The following is a 15117-nucleotide window of genomic DNA, read 5'->3' on the forward strand; positions in this document are numbered from 1 at the left end:
CAAATGTAAGTATTAATGTTTTACATACGAATGGCGGCACCATAGGTGTTTTTCATTTCGGCCATTACAAACATACTGTGGGTACTGCCTATGCTTGTAACAGACCCAAGCTTGTTGAAAACAAAATCCTGATAATGCTTCATGTCTCTTACGGTTACCTTAAGCAGGAAATCATAATCGCCCGAGATGTTATAGCACTCAATAATCTCGTCTATCGCCAGTATGTCTTTTACAAATTCGTTGCCTATGTTGCGGTCGTGCTGCTTGAGCCTTATGTTGCAAAATACGGTAAAGCCCTGATTAAGCTTTTCGGCATCCAATATGGCTATATATTTTTTTATGTAGCCATTTTTCTCAAGTCTTTTTACCCTTTCAAATACAGGCGATGGCGAGAGGTTCACCATTTTGGCAAGCTCTTTTGTGGTGTGATTTGAGTTTTCGTGCAGTATATTCAGTAGTTGTAAATCGATGGTGTCAATCCCTTCGGCAGAATAATTTTCTTTCATTAGGTTGTAATGATTGTTTTGATAGGTTTTTGTTTTGTTTTAAAGTCAAAACTAAGATAAATATTCTTATTTTTTTACTTTTGTCAGAACTAAAAACTTCAAAATTAAATTTGTCACAGAAAAATATCAAACTAAAAAATCAATTCTATGCTGACAAATACTTTGGGTTATCCGAGAATAGGGAACCAACGCGAACTTAAAAAAGCCTGTGAAAATTACTGGGCAGGGAAAATAACATTAAACGAACTTCAGGATGTTGCTAAAAGCATAAAGCTTACCAACTGGCAACTGCAAAAAGATGCAGGCATCGATCTTATTCCGTCGAATGATTTTTCGTTGTATGACCAGGTGCTCGACCTTACGCTGACTTTAGGCGCGATACCAACACGCTATGCCGGATTGACCGATGGAAATCTTACCGATCTTTATTTTGCAATGGCAAGAGGAAACCAAAAGGATGGTAACGATGTTACCGCTATGGAAATGACAAAATGGTTTGATACCAATTACCACTATATTGTACCTGAATTTTATAAAGAACAGCAGTTTTCGTTACTGTCTGATAAAGCGGTTGATGAGTTTCGTGAGGCTAAAGAGCAGGGTATTATTACCAAGCCTGTACTTATAGCTCCGGTTTCTTACCTCTTACTGGGTAAAGAAAAAGAGGAAGGTTTTAACCGTATATCGCTTTTTGAGCGCTTGCTTCCTGTATATATAGAGCTTATAGGAAGGCTTGTGGATGCAGGTGCTGAATGGATTCAGCTTGACGAGCCTTTTCTGGCTCTGGGAACTGATGCGGAAGCTAAAGCATGTATTCTTAAAACGTATGAAGCCATTCGCAAGGCCTATCCATCACTAAAAATTTTGTTGGCTACCTATTTCGAGGGGCTTGGCGAAAATGCTGCTTTTGCAGCAAGGCTGCCTGTTTGTGCCCTGCATATCGATTTGGTACGCAATCCGGAACAGCTGGATAGCGTGCTGCCGGTTCTGCCTGAAAACGTAAGCCTTTCACTGGGTGTTGTCGATGGCCGTAACATTTGGAAAAATGATTATCAGGAATCGTTAAAACTTATCGCAAAGGCTAAAGATAAGCTTGGTGCCAACCGTGTTATTGTTTCGCCATCGTGCTCGTTACTGCATTCTCCCTGTGACCTTACAGCCGAAACCAATGAGGAGGTACTAACTCCAGAAATTAAGCAATGGCTTGCTTTTGCCCGACAAAAACTGGATGAGGTTGTTGTTTTAAAGCAGCTTGCCAATAGCGAAAACATTACGTTTGCAGCTAATGCCCTTAAGGTTAATATAGCAACAATTGAAACGAGAAAAACATCAACATTGATACATGATGCTGCCGTAAAGCAAAGGGTAGCTGCCATTACCGATGCAGATGCTAATAGAAACAGTAGTTTTAATACCCGTAAGCAGCTTCAGGGAAAAGAGCTGAATCTGCCATTGTTTCCAACGACCACTATTGGTTCGTTTCCGCAAACTAAAGAAGTTCGTTCGTGGAGGGCACAGTTTAAGAATGGCGATATTACCCAAAAGCAATACGATGCCTTATTGAAAAAGGAAACCGAAGAGACCATTCGCTTTCAGGAAGAAGCAGGTCTGGATGTTTTGGTACATGGCGAATTTGAGCGAAACGATATGGTGGAGTACTTTGGTGAAAAGCTAAGTGGTTTTGCCTTTACTAAAAACGGATGGGTACAAAGCTATGGCAGCCGCTGCGTAAAACCACCGGTTATTTATGGCGATGTAAGCCGTCCTGAACCTATGACGGTATACTGGACAGAATATGCGCAGTCGCTTACGGATAAACCTGTAAAAGGGATGCTTACAGGGCCTGTAACCATATTGCAATGGTCATTTGTGCGTAACGATCAGCCGAGGGATATTACCTGTACCCAAATAGCACTTGCCATTCGTGATGAGGTAACCGACCTTGAGAAAGCAGGAGTAAAGGTGATACAGATTGATGAGCCGGCTATCCGTGAAGGGCTTCCGCTTAAGAAAGAGGACTGGGGACAATATCTTGACTGGGCGATCAGGGCATTCAGGATATCGGCATCGGGTGTGGCAGATGCAACACAGATACATACCCACATGTGTTATTCGGAGTTTAATGATATTATAGAAGATATAGCTGCAATGGATGCCGATGTTATAACCATCGAATGTTCGCGTTCGCAAATGGAACTGCTTGATGCCTTTGCCAATTTTAATTACCCGAACGATATTGGTCCCGGAGTATATGATATCCATTCGCCAAGGGTACCATCTCAGGGAGAAATGATCGTACTGCTTGAAAAAGCACAGGCGGTATTGCCGGCAAACCAGCTATGGGTAAACCCGGACTGCGGACTGAAAACCCGCCATTGGGATGAAACCAAAAAAGCACTGATAGCTATGGTAGGTGCAGCCAAAGCCCTGCGAGAAACAGTAGCGGTTTAGAAAGTGATATAATAGAAAAACCTCCGCTACAAAGGAGGTTTTCTTATTTATTAAAACATTTTAAGAAGGAGTAAGCAACCTGAAACTATAATTGTATTTGTCTTTCAATCTGTTGTTCGAGTGAGATAAACGTCTCTGTACGCGATACACCGTCAATAGGTTGTATTTTGGTGTTCAGTAGTTGCATAAGATGTTCGTTATCCCGGCATATCATTTTTATGAGTATCGACCAGTTTCCGGTAGTGTAATGACATTCCAGTACCTCAGGGATCTTACGGAGTTCTTTTACAGCTTCAGAGTTGTTGGCTGCTTTTTCAAGATATATACCCACAAAAGCCATAGTGCTGTAGCCTAATACCTTTGTGTTTACGATAAATTTTGAGCCCGATATTACACCGGAATGCTCCAACTTGCGAAGTCTTTGATGAATGGCGGCTCCCGAGATACCTATTTTTCCGGCAATTTGCAATATGGGTTTGCGTGCATCTTCCATAAGGTATCGTAGGATTTCCTTATCAATGCCGTCTATTTCTATCTGTAGTGAGTTGATCTTCATGGTTTCAGATTGAAATCAAATATAATGATTTTGATTGATGATTGTAATTTAAAAAATAGAACCCCCCTACAAAAAGGAAGGTTCTGCAGTGTTTGAGTTAGTTATTAAGGTCTTTAGCTTACTACATTCATTGGGTTGTACCCCATGTAGCTGCTCTGTTTTTCATGAAAAACAACCCCAAATTCTTCAAGCTCCTTAAGTATCGGCAGGTAAACCTCTTTGTTAATCGGTAGCTGTACCCCGGGAGTGGTAATATTTTTGTTTAGTATGAGCAGTGCGGCAATAGCAACCGGTAATCCTACCGTTTTTGCCATAGCGGTATAGGTTTGGTCTTCGCCAATGCATACCATTGTAGCATCTATTTGTTTGCGTTCGCCGTTTAGTTCGTAGCCTATTTTATGGTACATTACGATCATGTCTTTATCCTCAGGGCTAAGTGTCCAGCTGTCAGACAGTATTTTTTCAAGTATCTGTGCAGGTGTAGCATTGCGAAGGCCGACTATTTTTTTTGAATTAAAAAGATCGAGCTCTACCAGTTTTTCCCATTGAATGTCGTCCTGTTCCAGGTTAAGAACATGGCGTAGCTTCAGTTCTACCGAATCAGTAGGGTGGTAAGGCAGGAATGAGTTAATGAAATCCCTGTAGCTCATGGTTTCTGAGTTTTCCATAACATAAGAATCGTCAGTCATTCCCAGTTGCACGAACATGTTCCATGATTTTGAGAAGCCTACACGACGAAGGGTTCCGCGGTATAGTGTAAGTGCATCATCAAGGCCATATACGCTGCGGTATTTAAGAGAGTCACGGTTTGCATATCCCTCAAAACGGCCATAACCTTCCACTTCCATAAATTCAGTCCTTCTGAAAAGTTTGTTGTAAGGAATGTATTTGTAAGTACCTTCCTGTATAAATTTGGCTGTACCTCCCTGTCCCGCAAGTACTACATTGCGTGGGTTCCAGGTAAACTTATAATTCCACAGGTTGTTGTCGCTCTCAGGGGCAACAAGGCCTCCGCAAAACGACTCGAATAGGAGAATCCTGCCGCCCTGATCGCGTATTTCGTCTAATATTTTCATGGCGCTCATGTGGTCTATACCCGGGTCGAGGCCAATTTCGTTCATAAAAACAAGATTGTTTTCTTTTACCAGCTCATCAAGTTCCTGCATGGCAGGGCTAATGTATGAAGCGGTAACCATATGTTTTTTGTAGGTAATACAATCTTTGGCAACCTCAAAGTGAAGATGTGCCGGAAGCATGGATATTACAATGTCTGATTTGCTTATTTCGCTTTTGCGTTGCTGTTCGTTAAAGATGTCAAATGCAATGGCAGTAGCTCGCGGATGCCCTTTGATTTTCTTTTGGGCAAGTTCCAGTGATAAGTCGCCTATTGTTAGGTGCAGGTCTTCTGTTTGCGATTTGTTAAGCAGGTAATCTATAAGTGACGAAGCCGAGCGTCCGGCTCCGATGATGAAAATATTTCTCATAGCGGTAGGATAATATCACACGAAAGTAGTAATATGTTATATTTATCAAAAATTTTAAACGAAAAAAATTACAGAAAGTTCATAATTTTACCGCATAACACTAATATGATGAATAGAAAAATTATTTTAGTTGCTGCGATATTAGGCGCGATAGCCATTGTTTTAGGGGCTTTTGGAGCTCACGGATTAAAAAAACTTATCGAACCGGAATCAATTGCCGTTTTTGAAACAGGAGTTAAATACCAAATGTACCATGCGCTGTTTTTGTTATTTTTAGGAAATACGGCACTGGTATCTGATAAGGTTAAGAATACTATCCTTTGGTTGGTGATAACAGGAGTTGCGTTTTTTTCAGGATCTATCTATTTTTTGGCGTGCAACAATTTGTTTTCTTTTGATTTTAAGAAAATTGGTATTATTACTCCAATTGGAGGATTACTATTAATAGGCGCGTGGATAACCTTATTTTTACATTTAATTAAACAAAAGCGATAATTTTTTCGGAAATTTATAGGTTGTAAAAAAAATATTTTTACTTTTGTCCTTTGTAACAATGCAACTTATATCTAAAAGTATGGAGAATTACGGCCTTTCTACGAAAACGATTTCGTTAGAGAACTTGGGAATAAAGAATGCTAATGTGAGATATCAGCTGACTCCCGATGAGTTACATGATATCACGATTGAAAAAGGCCAGGGAGTTGAAAGCGATACAGGAGCACTTGCTATCAATACAGGTGAGTTTACAGGAAGATCGCCTCAGGATCGTTTCATCGTTCGTGACAGCATTACAGAAGATAAAGTTTGGTGGGGTAACGTGAATATTCCGTTTGATAGTGCAAAATTTGATGCGCTTTACGATAAGGTTACGGATTACCTTTCTAATAAAGAAGTTTTTGTGCGCGACAGTTATGTGTGCGCCGATGAAGATTATAGATTGAATGTGAGGGTAGTAACAGAAAACTCATGGTCTAACCTTTTCTGTTATAATATGTTCCTTCGTCCTGAAGAATCAGAGCTTGAAGATTTTAAAGCAGACTGGCACGTTGTATGTGCGCCTGGCTTTATGGCAGATCCTGCTGTAGACGGTACACGTCAGTCTAATTTTGCTATACTTAATTTTACAAGGAAAATCGCTTTAGTAGGCGGTACGGGATATACAGGCGAGATGAAAAAGGGCATCTTCTCTGCTTTGAACTTTATCCTTCCTGTAGATAAGAATACCCTGCCGATGCACTGTAGTGCTAACGTAGGTGAAGACGGAGACACAGCGATTTTCTTTGGTCTTTCAGGCACAGGTAAAACAACGCTTTCTGCCGATCCTGCACGTAAGCTTATTGGAGACGATGAGCATGGCTGGACAAGCAATAACTCTGTGTTTAACTTTGAAGGTGGCTGTTATGCTAAGGTGATTAACCTTACCGAAGAAAACGAGCCGGATATCTTCAGAGCTATTAAAAGAGGTGCGCTTCTTGAGAATGTAATTTTTAAACCGGGCACTAACGAGGTAGATTTTGAGGATATTTCTATCACTCCTAATACACGTGTTAGTTACCCAATAACACATATTGATAACATACAGCCGGGCTCAGTAGGACATAATCCTAAGAATATTTTCTTCCTGAGTGCTGACTCGTTTGGTATCCTGCCTCCAATCTCTAAACTGACTCCGGGACAGGCTGCCTACTACTTTATCTCTGGTTATACGGCTAAAGTTGCCGGTACAGAGGCGGGTATAAACGAGCCGCAACCAAACTTCTCAGCTTGTTTTGGTGCGCCATTCATGCCACTTCACCCTGCTAAATATGCAGAAATGCTTAGCAGCAAAATGAAAGAAGCAGGAGTAAACGTATGGCTTATCAATACAGGATGGACCGGTGGTCCTTACGGTACAGGTCAGCGTATGAAACTGAAGCTTACAAGAGCGATGATTACCGCAGCGCTAAACGGTGAGCTTAATAATGTAGAATACAAAAACCATGAGGTGTTTGGCCTTGCCATTCCTCAAACATGTCCTAATGTTCCTGATGAGGTGCTTAACCCGAGGGATACATGGGAAAACAAAGAAGCTTATGATGCAAAAGCCCTTGAACTGGCTGCAGCATTTAAAAATAATTTTGCCAAATTCGAAGAGTTTGCAAATGAAGAAATTATGTCCGGCGGACCGTTGGCATAATGTGAATTTTAGAATAGATGTTTTTTGGAAAGAAGGCTGCCTCAGAGATGGGGCAGTTTTTTTTGTTTCTCACCTCAACTTTTTTGAGAGTAAGAATGAGTCTTTTCTTTCTTTGGAGTGTGGCTGAAAGCCAAGGTGGTTTGATTTGAAAAGATATGGAGTTTGTGTTTTTATCCTTAACGGCTAAAAAGAGTGGAGGATGATGCTGATTTGGAAAAATCCGATATAAAAAAAACCGCTCATTGAGCGGCTTTCCTGTATTGTAAAGTAAAGTTCTATTTTTCCTTAGTTTCTTTATTAGCTTTAATAATGTATTTTTCAAGAGCCATTGTCATAGACGGGGTGTCCGGTGTCGGAGCCATAATGTCTACTCTAAGGCCATGGTCAAGAGCTTCTTTTTGTGTAGAGCTTCCAAATACGGCAATACGTGTATTGTTTTGCTGGAAGTCAGGGAAGTTCTTGAAAAGCGATTTGATTCCTGTTGGTGTAAAGAATGCAAGTACGTCATAATATACATCTTTAAGGTCGCTAAGGTCGCTCATTACGGTTTTGTAAAAAGTTCCCGGAGTCCAGTCTACCTTAAGGTTGTTAAGAGTAGGAGGTATATCGTGGTTAAGCTGGTCTGAAGACGGCAGCAGGAATTTTTCGTCTTTATATTTTTTGATAAGCGGAGCCATATCAGCAAAATCTTTCTGGCCTACATATATTTTACGTTTGCGGTACACTACATATTTTTGCAGGTAAAATGCAATAGCTTCACTCTGGCAGAAATACTTAAGTGTTTCCGGTACTTTGTATCGCATTTCTTCTGCTACCCGAAAAAAATGATCTACCGCAAATTTGCTGGTAAGAATGATAGCAGTGTAGTTGTTAAGGTCAATTTTTTGTGCCCTTACGTCTTTAGCGGTTACACCCTCTACGTGAATAAATGACCTAAAATCAACTTTTACTTTTAATTTTTGCTGAATTTCAAAGTATGGTGAATTTTCTACTTTAGGTTCCGGCTGGGAAACCAAAATTGTTTTCACTTTCATATTTAATTGTAATACTTAACTGTTTGTAAACCAATAATACATGAAATAATAGGGCGCTATTTCAAGTGTGCAAAGATACAAAATAAAATAGAATAACTTGCCGAGGATTAAATTTTGATAAATCCTTAATGAAACAAGGTAAGACGCGATACTGGCGGCGATTATCAGGCCAATAATTACATAAATGACAATTGCGTGCTGTGAGTTGTTGTAAAATAAGAAAATATTTACAGGTAAAAGCAATAATCCGATGTAGGTTCTGTAATTTACTTTGTGCAAATTGAAAAGCTCATTAAATTCCTCTATATTAAAGGCTGTAGCTATAATTTTTTCGATAAGGTATTTGGCAAGTATGAAAACGCCTATAAGCGTAAACAGCTGTATAAAAAACACCCAGCTTGTTTTTTTGGAAGGGTCATCATCGTTATAACTCAGTAAAAACTGAATAAGAAAAGTAAACGATACCACCTGGATAAAAAAGAATGAGATGGTAAACCAACTCAGCATATTTCCACTGTCTTTATATATTTTAGTGTACTTATCTGAAACCGCCAGTTTTATGAATTCGGCAAAACGATTCTCAAATACGCTTCTGTTTATGGCGATAAGTGCAAAGCAGGTAACAAATACCAATGTTGCCCAATCTTTGGTGCCAATTAATCTTTCGTGGTATACCAGGTCCATCATGCTGCAAAATTAGCATTTTTTGCATTCTCTTATTTTAATTATAATTTAAATATGGTGTCAGACCGTTAGAAATACATTATTTTTGCACCAAAATTCAAAGGTACCTCATGAGCAAAGGCATAGTTATAGTTCCTACTTATAACGAAATTGACAATATTGAAGCTATTATCAGGGCGGTTTTTCTGCTTGATACTGCCTTTGATGTGCTTATAGTAGATGATAACTCGCCTGATGGTACTGCTAAAAAGGTAGCTGAGCTTCAAAATGAATATGCCGGAAGGCTTTTTCTTGAAGTGAGGGCCGGTAAATCCGGACTGGGTACTGCTTACGTACATGGCTTTAAGTGGGCTATTGCACAAAAGTATGACTACATCTTTGAGATGGATGCTGATTTTTCGCATAATCCTAATGACCTTGAAAAGTTATATGAGGCTTGTGTGAAAGGAGCCGATGTAGCCATAGGTTCCCGTTATGTAACAGGTGTTAATGTGGTAAACTGGCCGTTAAACAGGGTGTTGATGTCGTATTATGCGTCAGCTTATGTTCGTGCAATTACCGGAATGACAATACGCGATGCAACCGCGGGTTTTATATGCTATAAACGCAAGGTGCTTGAAAGCGTAAATCTGGACAGGATTAAATTTGTGGGCTATGCCTTTCAGATTGAAATGAAATACCGTGCTTATGCTAACGGTTTTAATATAGTAGAAGTGCCTATTATCTTTACTGACAGGACAAAAGGTGAATCTAAAATGAGCAATGCTATCATAAAAGAAGCTATCTTTGGGGTAGTAGCGCTGCGAATAAAAAAAATGCTTAACAGACTATAGAAGAGAATTGATGAACAGGATTTTAATTAAGAATGCGAAGATTGTAAACGAAGGATCTATTTTTGAGGGTGATCTTTTAATTGAGGATAAGTTCATTAAAGAGATTGCCGAGAAAATAAGCCCGAAATCTTCAGATGTGCAGATTATTGATGCTGAAGGGAACTTTCTTATTCCGGGTGCGATAGACGACCAGGTGCATTTTCGTGAACCGGGCCTTACCCACAAAGGGACTATTGAGACTGAATCGCGTGCTGCCGTTGCCGGTGGTATCACATCTTTTATAGAACAGCCTAACACCGTGCCTAATGCGGTTACTCAGGAGCTGTTAGAGCAAAAATACCAAAGGGCATCTGAGGTTTCGTATGCTAACTACTCGTTTATGATGGGGGGTACAAATGATAACCTTGAAGAAGTTCTTAAAACAAATCCTAAGAATGTTGCCGGAATTAAACTTTTCCTAGGGTCATCTACAGGAAACATGCTGGTTGACGATGAGCAGGTGCTTGAAAAGATATTTTCGAGTACTAAGATGCTTATTGCAACGCATTGTGAGGATGAGGCTACCATTCGCGAAAATCTTGAAAAATACAAAGCCGAGTATGGTGACGATATTCCGGTAAAATTCCACCCGCTTATCCGTAGTGCTGAAGCTTGTTACATATCATCGTCACGCGCTATTGAGCTGGCTAAAAAAACAGGGGCAAGGCTGCATGTATTCCATGTGTCTACAGGAATAGAAACAGAATTGTTTACCAATAAGATTCCTCTGGAGGAAAAAATGATCACTGCCGAGGTGTGTGTACACCACCTATGGTTTAGTGATGCTGATTATGAGAAAAAAGGGGCGCTTATAAAATGGAATCCTGCTGTTAAAACAGCTGAAGACCGTGATGCTTTATGGGCTGCTCTTCTTGACGACAGAATTGACGTTATTGCTACAGATCACGCTCCTCATACACTAGACGAAAAGAAAAACCCATATACAAGCTCACCTTCGGGAGGGCCGCTGGTGCAGCATGCTGTAGTAGCAATGTTTGAGGCTTATCACCAAAACAAAATATCGGTAGAGAAGATTGTTGAGAAGATGGCGCATAATCCTGCCAAAATCTTTAAAATCGAGAAAAGAGGTTTCATCAGGGAAGGTTACTATGCCGATCTTGCTATCGTAAACCCAGGCTTACCATGGAATGTGAAAAAAGAGAATATCCTTTATAAATGTGGCTGGTCTCCGTTTGAGGGGGTAAACTTCAAATCGAGAATTACTCATACTTTCGTAAACGGTTCGCTTGTATACAACAACTTTAAGGTAAAAGACATTCGCTGCGGCGAAAGACTTTTGTTTGACAGATAAAAAACGGTCTTTTAGTGTATATGAAAAGAATTACATTGTTATTGGTGGCTGTTATGGTAGTTTCCTGTGGAAAGGGGACTGTAGAAAAGCCCAAACACCTGTTGTCTGAAGACGAAATGGCTAATATTATATATGATATCAATATGGTCCAGGCTTTGCGTTCGATGCAGTCTCAGGCAATGCCGGATAATAATGTGGTTGCAAAGCAATATATATACAAAAAATATAAGATAGACAGCCTTGACCTGGCGCAAAACAACGCATGGTATGCTACTGATATGGAGAATTATGAAAAGATTCATAAAAAAGCATCCGAGAGGGTTCAGAAAGAAATGGACGCACTTAAGTCATCAAAAGACACTGTTTTACCTTCAAAACAATTTAAGCAGGGTTCGGCTAAAGCTAACCTTAAAGCGAAGCGCGATAGTCTTCGGCAAGCTGCTTTAGAAAAACAGAAGGCGGTACAAAAGTAAAATCCAGTTTTTCCTTAATCTTACTGTTGTCATACGTTTCACGATTGTGTGATGAACGTGCCATGCTTTGCGTAAGTCTTCTTTTTTGCCTTAAAAGTTTTGATAGGAACCAGTCCAGCCTCCATCCAATAGAAGTAATTATAGGTGTTGCCTGTATAGATGGATGTTTTGCTTTCAGGTTGCCTGCAATACTATCCATTATATCTTTATACGGCATGTTTTCAGCAATAAGCGTATATCTTTCACCGTTGATGCTGGTAGCCATAAGTTGTGTCATAGCCTTTACTACATCTTCTACAGCGATAATACCGCAGCTTCCTTCGGCATAAAAAGACTGTCCGTTACTTATGGTTTTAAAAATAACGCTACTGCCGGATTCCCAAAAGCCTTTTCCGAAAATAATCCCGGGATTTACGATAACCACATTCAGGCCTTCCTGCCAGGCGCGCCAAACTTCCATTTCGGCTCCATATTTACTAATGGCATAGTCACTGTGGCGAACTTCAGGATTCCAGTCGGTTTCTTCGGTAATAATTTCATTCTCTTTAGGGTCGCCCAATGCAGCAATAGAACTTACATGGCAAAACTTTTTTACGCCAAAATCGAGTGCACAGTTTACCATGTTAGCAGTGCCTTCTATATTTACCTTACGTAAAAGTTCTTCGTCGCTTGGTTCAAACGAAACACAGGCAGCACAATGGTATACGGTTCCTATGCCCTGAAAAGCATCTTCAAGAGAAGGGATATCAGTAATGTCGCCAATTAGCCACTCGATTGTATTAAAATGTGGGTTGGAATTTGCGGCAAAAAGGGTACGGGTTTTTGCCAGTGATTTTTCACTTCGATAGAGTGCGCGCACCTGTTGCCCGCTTTTTGTAAGCTCGAGCAGCAAATGGGCTCCTACTAATCCTGTTCCTCCGGTTACTAATATCATTACGACAAAAATACACTAAGTGTAAGATTAAATGATATAATTGATGTCAATTAATGTAAAAAAATCATATTGTATTGTATTTTTGCATCTCATTAAAATAAACGTATGAAAAATTTTGTAGAAGAACTAAGATGGAGGGGCATGGTGCATGACATGATGCCGGGAACTGAAGAGCAACTGAACAAAGAAATGACCACTGCCTATATAGGCTTTGATCCAACTTCTGACTCATTGCATATCGGTAGCCTTGTGCCTATCATTATTCTTGTTCACCTGCAAAAATGCGGACACAAGCCTATTGCGCTTGTGGGTGGTGCTACTGGTATGATTGGTGACCCTTCGGGTAAATCAGATGAGCGAAACCTGCTTGATGAAGCTGCACTTAACAAAAACGTAGAAGGTATTAAAGGAGTGCTTTCGCGTTTTCTTGATTTTAATTCTACCGAGGCTAATGCGCCGGTATTGGTAAACAACTACGACTGGATGAAAGAATTCTCATTCATCGGGTTTGCACGTGACGTGGGTAAACGTATTACGGTAAACTACATGATGGCTAAGGATTCGGTTAAGAAGCGTCTTTCGGGTGAGGCAGGGAACGGTATGTCGTTTACTGAGTTTACTTACCAGCTTATCCAGGGGTACGATTTTTACCATCTTCACAAAACGCTTGGAGCTAAACTTCAGTTAGGTGGTAGCGACCAGTGGGGTAACATTACCACGGGTACGGAGCTTATCCGTCGTATGAACAATGAAGAAAGCCAGAAAGAAGCTTTTGCTATGACGTGTCCTCTTATTACTAAGGCAGATGGTTCTAAATTTGGTAAGTCGGAAGGTGGAAACGTATGGCTTGATGCTGATAAAACTTCGGTTTACAAATTCTACCAGTTCTGGTTGAATACTTCTGATGCTGATGCTGAGAAATACATAAAGATATTTACGTTCCTTCCTAAAGAGGAGATTGAAGCGCTTATCGCACAGCATGCCGAGGCACCTCATTTAAGGGTGCTTCAGAAAAAGCTTGCTGCCGAAGTAACAACTTTTGTACACTCTAAAGAGGATATGGAAGATTCGGTTAAAAAATCGGAGTTTGTTTTCTCTAATTATAATAAAGAGGATCTTGCAGGACTTAGCGATGAGTTCTTTACTGATATTTTTGGAGAGTTCTTTACTCCGGCTATCAAAAAAGCCGACCTTGGTGTTGAGGCTAATATTGTAAACATACTGGCAGATTCAACTAATATATTTACTTCGCGAGGTGAGGCAAGAAAAGCGCTTATTGCTAATGCGGTTGCTATCAATAAAGAAAAAGTAACTGAAACGTATACGCTATCAGAATCGGATGTTATACTTGGTAAATACATTCTTGTATCGCACGGAAAGAAAAAGAATTTTGTGATTCCTGTTGAAGGATAATCAAAGATCAATATAAAATGAAAGGAGCTTTAGGGCTCCTTTTTTATGATTTGTTTTCTAGAGTTTCGTCATTGCGAGGCGGAACGACGAAGCAATCTATGATTTATTCTTTGCTGAAAGAGATTGCCACGCTCCATTGCATTCCGCTCGCAATGACCCGGAAGTCGAAAAATCTAACAATCTAACGATTCTTTAGTAAACCATCAGGTTGCAGCCTCTTATATCAGAATTGTCAAAACGTCCCAGTACTTCAAACGACTGGTTGGGGTATTTTTTGCCCAGATCCTGCGTAGCGATAAACGAACAGGAATTGATATTGGCGAGGTCAATAACGTTGATGCCGCCTGTTTTTCCGGTTTCGATATAGCTAAGGGCGTCTTCGGTATCACGGATAAGGATGTCCATCCACGGCGGGCACTCAAATATACCGTCGCCAAGTGAATAAGCCTGAGAAAGCAGTTCGGTCATTCCGTATTCAGAATGGATTTTGCTTACACCAAAGCCGTTGCACAGCACTTCGTGCAGTTCTTCACGAATCATTTCTTTACGGCGGCCTTTCATGCCTCCCGTTTCCATGATAATGGTGTTCTTAAGATCGAAACTTTGCTTTTCTACAAGGTCTAGCAAGGCATAGGTAACGCCTATAAGCAGTGCGTTTTGTCCGGCATTATCAAGAGTAGTGAGTTTTGTTATAAGTTCATCATAGTTGTTGAGATAAAAGCCGCTGTCAGGATTGTTGGAGCCTTCAATCAGGTCTTCTACCATGTAAATGAGCGAAGATCCGGTGCGTTCCAGATAGGAGGGAAGTAATGCCAGTACGGCATAATCTTCTATATTACCGTAAAACTGTGAAAATGCCTGGCGGAAACTCTGCTCGTAATAATTCAGGTCGGTAACAAGATGTCGGCTGGTAATCATTCCGGTAGTTCCGCTACTTGTAAAGGTTTCCTGAACCGGATCGGTACTGCTTAGTACTTCGTGACTCTTAAAGAACTGTATGGGCAGGAATGGTATTTCCTGAATTGATTTTACATTCTGTTTGTCCTTTTTCAGGAAGCTGCAAAAATCGCGATACACCGTATTGTTGTCATATTGATGGCGAAATACTTTTAGTGTAATCTTTTCGAACTGTTTTTTTGACGATATGGTAAATATGTCTTGTGTGGTTACCAATGGAATAAATGTTTTTGTAAAAATACAAAATAAAAAAGCACCGCTATTG

14 protein-coding genes are annotated in these 15117 nt (G+C 40.2%); 7 read left to right on the top strand and 7 right to left on the bottom strand.

Going from position 1 to position 15117, the window contains the following annotated elements; translation table 11 throughout:
- Window positions 1–20 precede the first annotated feature (20 nt).
- Window positions 21–506: an Lrp/AsnC family transcriptional regulator gene (locus tag ACFSR3_RS06490; protein WP_114756239.1), complete on the bottom strand. Its 486-nt coding sequence runs from the start codon at window positions 504–506 to the stop codon at window positions 21–23.
- Window positions 507–653: 147 nt separating this feature from the next.
- On the opposite strand from ACFSR3_RS06490, the gene metE reads away from it, so the two are divergent.
- A complete protein-coding gene (metE, locus tag ACFSR3_RS06495; protein WP_379820243.1) occupies window positions 654–2957 on the top strand; it encodes a 5-methyltetrahydropteroyltriglutamate--homocysteine S-methyltransferase in 2304 nt (767 codons plus the stop codon).
- An 85-nt stretch (window positions 2958–3042) separates the two neighbouring features.
- Here the strand turns inward: metE and ACFSR3_RS06500 are convergent, their stop codons facing one another.
- On the bottom strand, window positions 3043–3513 hold the full coding sequence (locus ACFSR3_RS06500) for an Lrp/AsnC family transcriptional regulator (protein ID WP_114756241.1): 471 nt from the start codon (window positions 3511–3513) through the stop codon (window positions 3043–3045).
- Between the two features lie 113 nt (window positions 3514–3626).
- Window positions 3627–4997: a saccharopine dehydrogenase family protein gene (locus ACFSR3_RS06505; protein ID WP_379820244.1), complete on the bottom strand. Its 1371-nt coding sequence runs from the start codon at window positions 4995–4997 to the stop codon at window positions 3627–3629.
- A gap of 105 nt (window positions 4998–5102) precedes the next feature.
- On the opposite strand from ACFSR3_RS06505, the gene ACFSR3_RS06510 reads away from it, so the two are divergent.
- Both ACFSR3_RS06510 and pckA read left to right on the top strand, forming a co-directional pair.
- A complete protein-coding gene (locus ACFSR3_RS06510; protein ID WP_379820245.1) occupies window positions 5103–5492 on the top strand; it encodes a DUF423 domain-containing protein in 390 nt (129 codons plus the stop codon).
- Between the two features lie 79 nt (window positions 5493–5571).
- A complete protein-coding gene (pckA, locus tag ACFSR3_RS06515) occupies window positions 5572–7173 on the top strand; it encodes a phosphoenolpyruvate carboxykinase (ATP) (RefSeq protein WP_379820246.1) in 1602 nt (533 codons plus the stop codon).
- 275 nt (window positions 7174–7448) lie between these two features.
- Here the strand turns inward: pckA and ACFSR3_RS06520 are convergent, their stop codons facing one another.
- Window positions 7449–8207 carry a uroporphyrinogen-III synthase gene (locus ACFSR3_RS06520; RefSeq protein ID WP_114756244.1) on the bottom strand — a complete coding sequence of 253 codons (759 nt, stop codon included), beginning with the start codon at window positions 8205–8207 and terminating at the stop codon, window positions 7449–7451.
- Window positions 8208–8222: 15 nt separating this feature from the next.
- A complete protein-coding gene (locus ACFSR3_RS06525) occupies window positions 8223–8894 on the bottom strand; it encodes a DUF4271 domain-containing protein (protein ID WP_114756245.1) in 672 nt (223 codons plus the stop codon).
- A gap of 107 nt (window positions 8895–9001) precedes the next feature.
- Between ACFSR3_RS06525 and ACFSR3_RS06530 the strand changes: the two genes are divergently transcribed.
- The 3 genes from ACFSR3_RS06530 to ACFSR3_RS06540 are packed head-to-tail and all read left to right on the top strand — an operon-like array spanning window position 9002 to window position 11548.
- Window positions 9002–9724 carry a polyprenol monophosphomannose synthase gene (locus ACFSR3_RS06530; RefSeq protein WP_379820247.1) on the top strand — a complete coding sequence of 241 codons (723 nt, stop codon included), beginning with the start codon at window positions 9002–9004 and terminating at the stop codon, window positions 9722–9724.
- Between the two features lie 10 nt (window positions 9725–9734).
- Window positions 9735–11075, top strand: coding sequence for a dihydroorotase (locus tag ACFSR3_RS06535; protein ID WP_379820248.1), 1341 nt, complete (start codon window positions 9735–9737; stop codon window positions 11073–11075).
- Between the two features lie 20 nt (window positions 11076–11095).
- A complete protein-coding gene (locus ACFSR3_RS06540; RefSeq protein WP_379820249.1) occupies window positions 11096–11548 on the top strand; it encodes a DUF4296 domain-containing protein in 453 nt (150 codons plus the stop codon).
- Here the strand turns inward: ACFSR3_RS06540 and ACFSR3_RS06545 are convergent.
- Complete coding sequence (locus ACFSR3_RS06545) at window positions 11484–12482, bottom strand: NAD-dependent epimerase/dehydratase family protein (protein WP_379820250.1); 999 nt, start codon at window positions 12480–12482, stop codon at window positions 11484–11486. The two genes, ACFSR3_RS06540 and ACFSR3_RS06545, sit on opposite strands and share 65 nt — an antisense overlap.
- Before the next feature lie 105 nt (window positions 12483–12587).
- Here ACFSR3_RS06545 and tyrS point away from each other — a divergent pair, with 105 nt between their 5' ends.
- A complete protein-coding gene (gene tyrS / locus ACFSR3_RS06550; protein ID WP_379820251.1) occupies window positions 12588–13895 on the top strand; it encodes a tyrosine--tRNA ligase in 1308 nt (435 codons plus the stop codon).
- A 192-nt stretch (window positions 13896–14087) separates the two neighbouring features.
- Here tyrS and ACFSR3_RS06555 read toward each other — a convergent pair whose 3' ends face one another.
- Complete coding sequence (locus ACFSR3_RS06555; RefSeq protein ID WP_379820252.1) at window positions 14088–15068, bottom strand: LuxE/PaaK family acyltransferase; 981 nt, start codon at window positions 15066–15068, stop codon at window positions 14088–14090.
- Between the last annotated feature and the right edge of the window lie 49 nt (window positions 15069–15117).

Origin of the sequence: Flavobacterium suzhouense, assembly GCF_042684765.1 — a bacterium.
Classification (GTDB): Bacteria; Bacteroidota; Bacteroidia; order Flavobacteriales; family Flavobacteriaceae; genus Flavobacterium; species Flavobacterium suzhouense.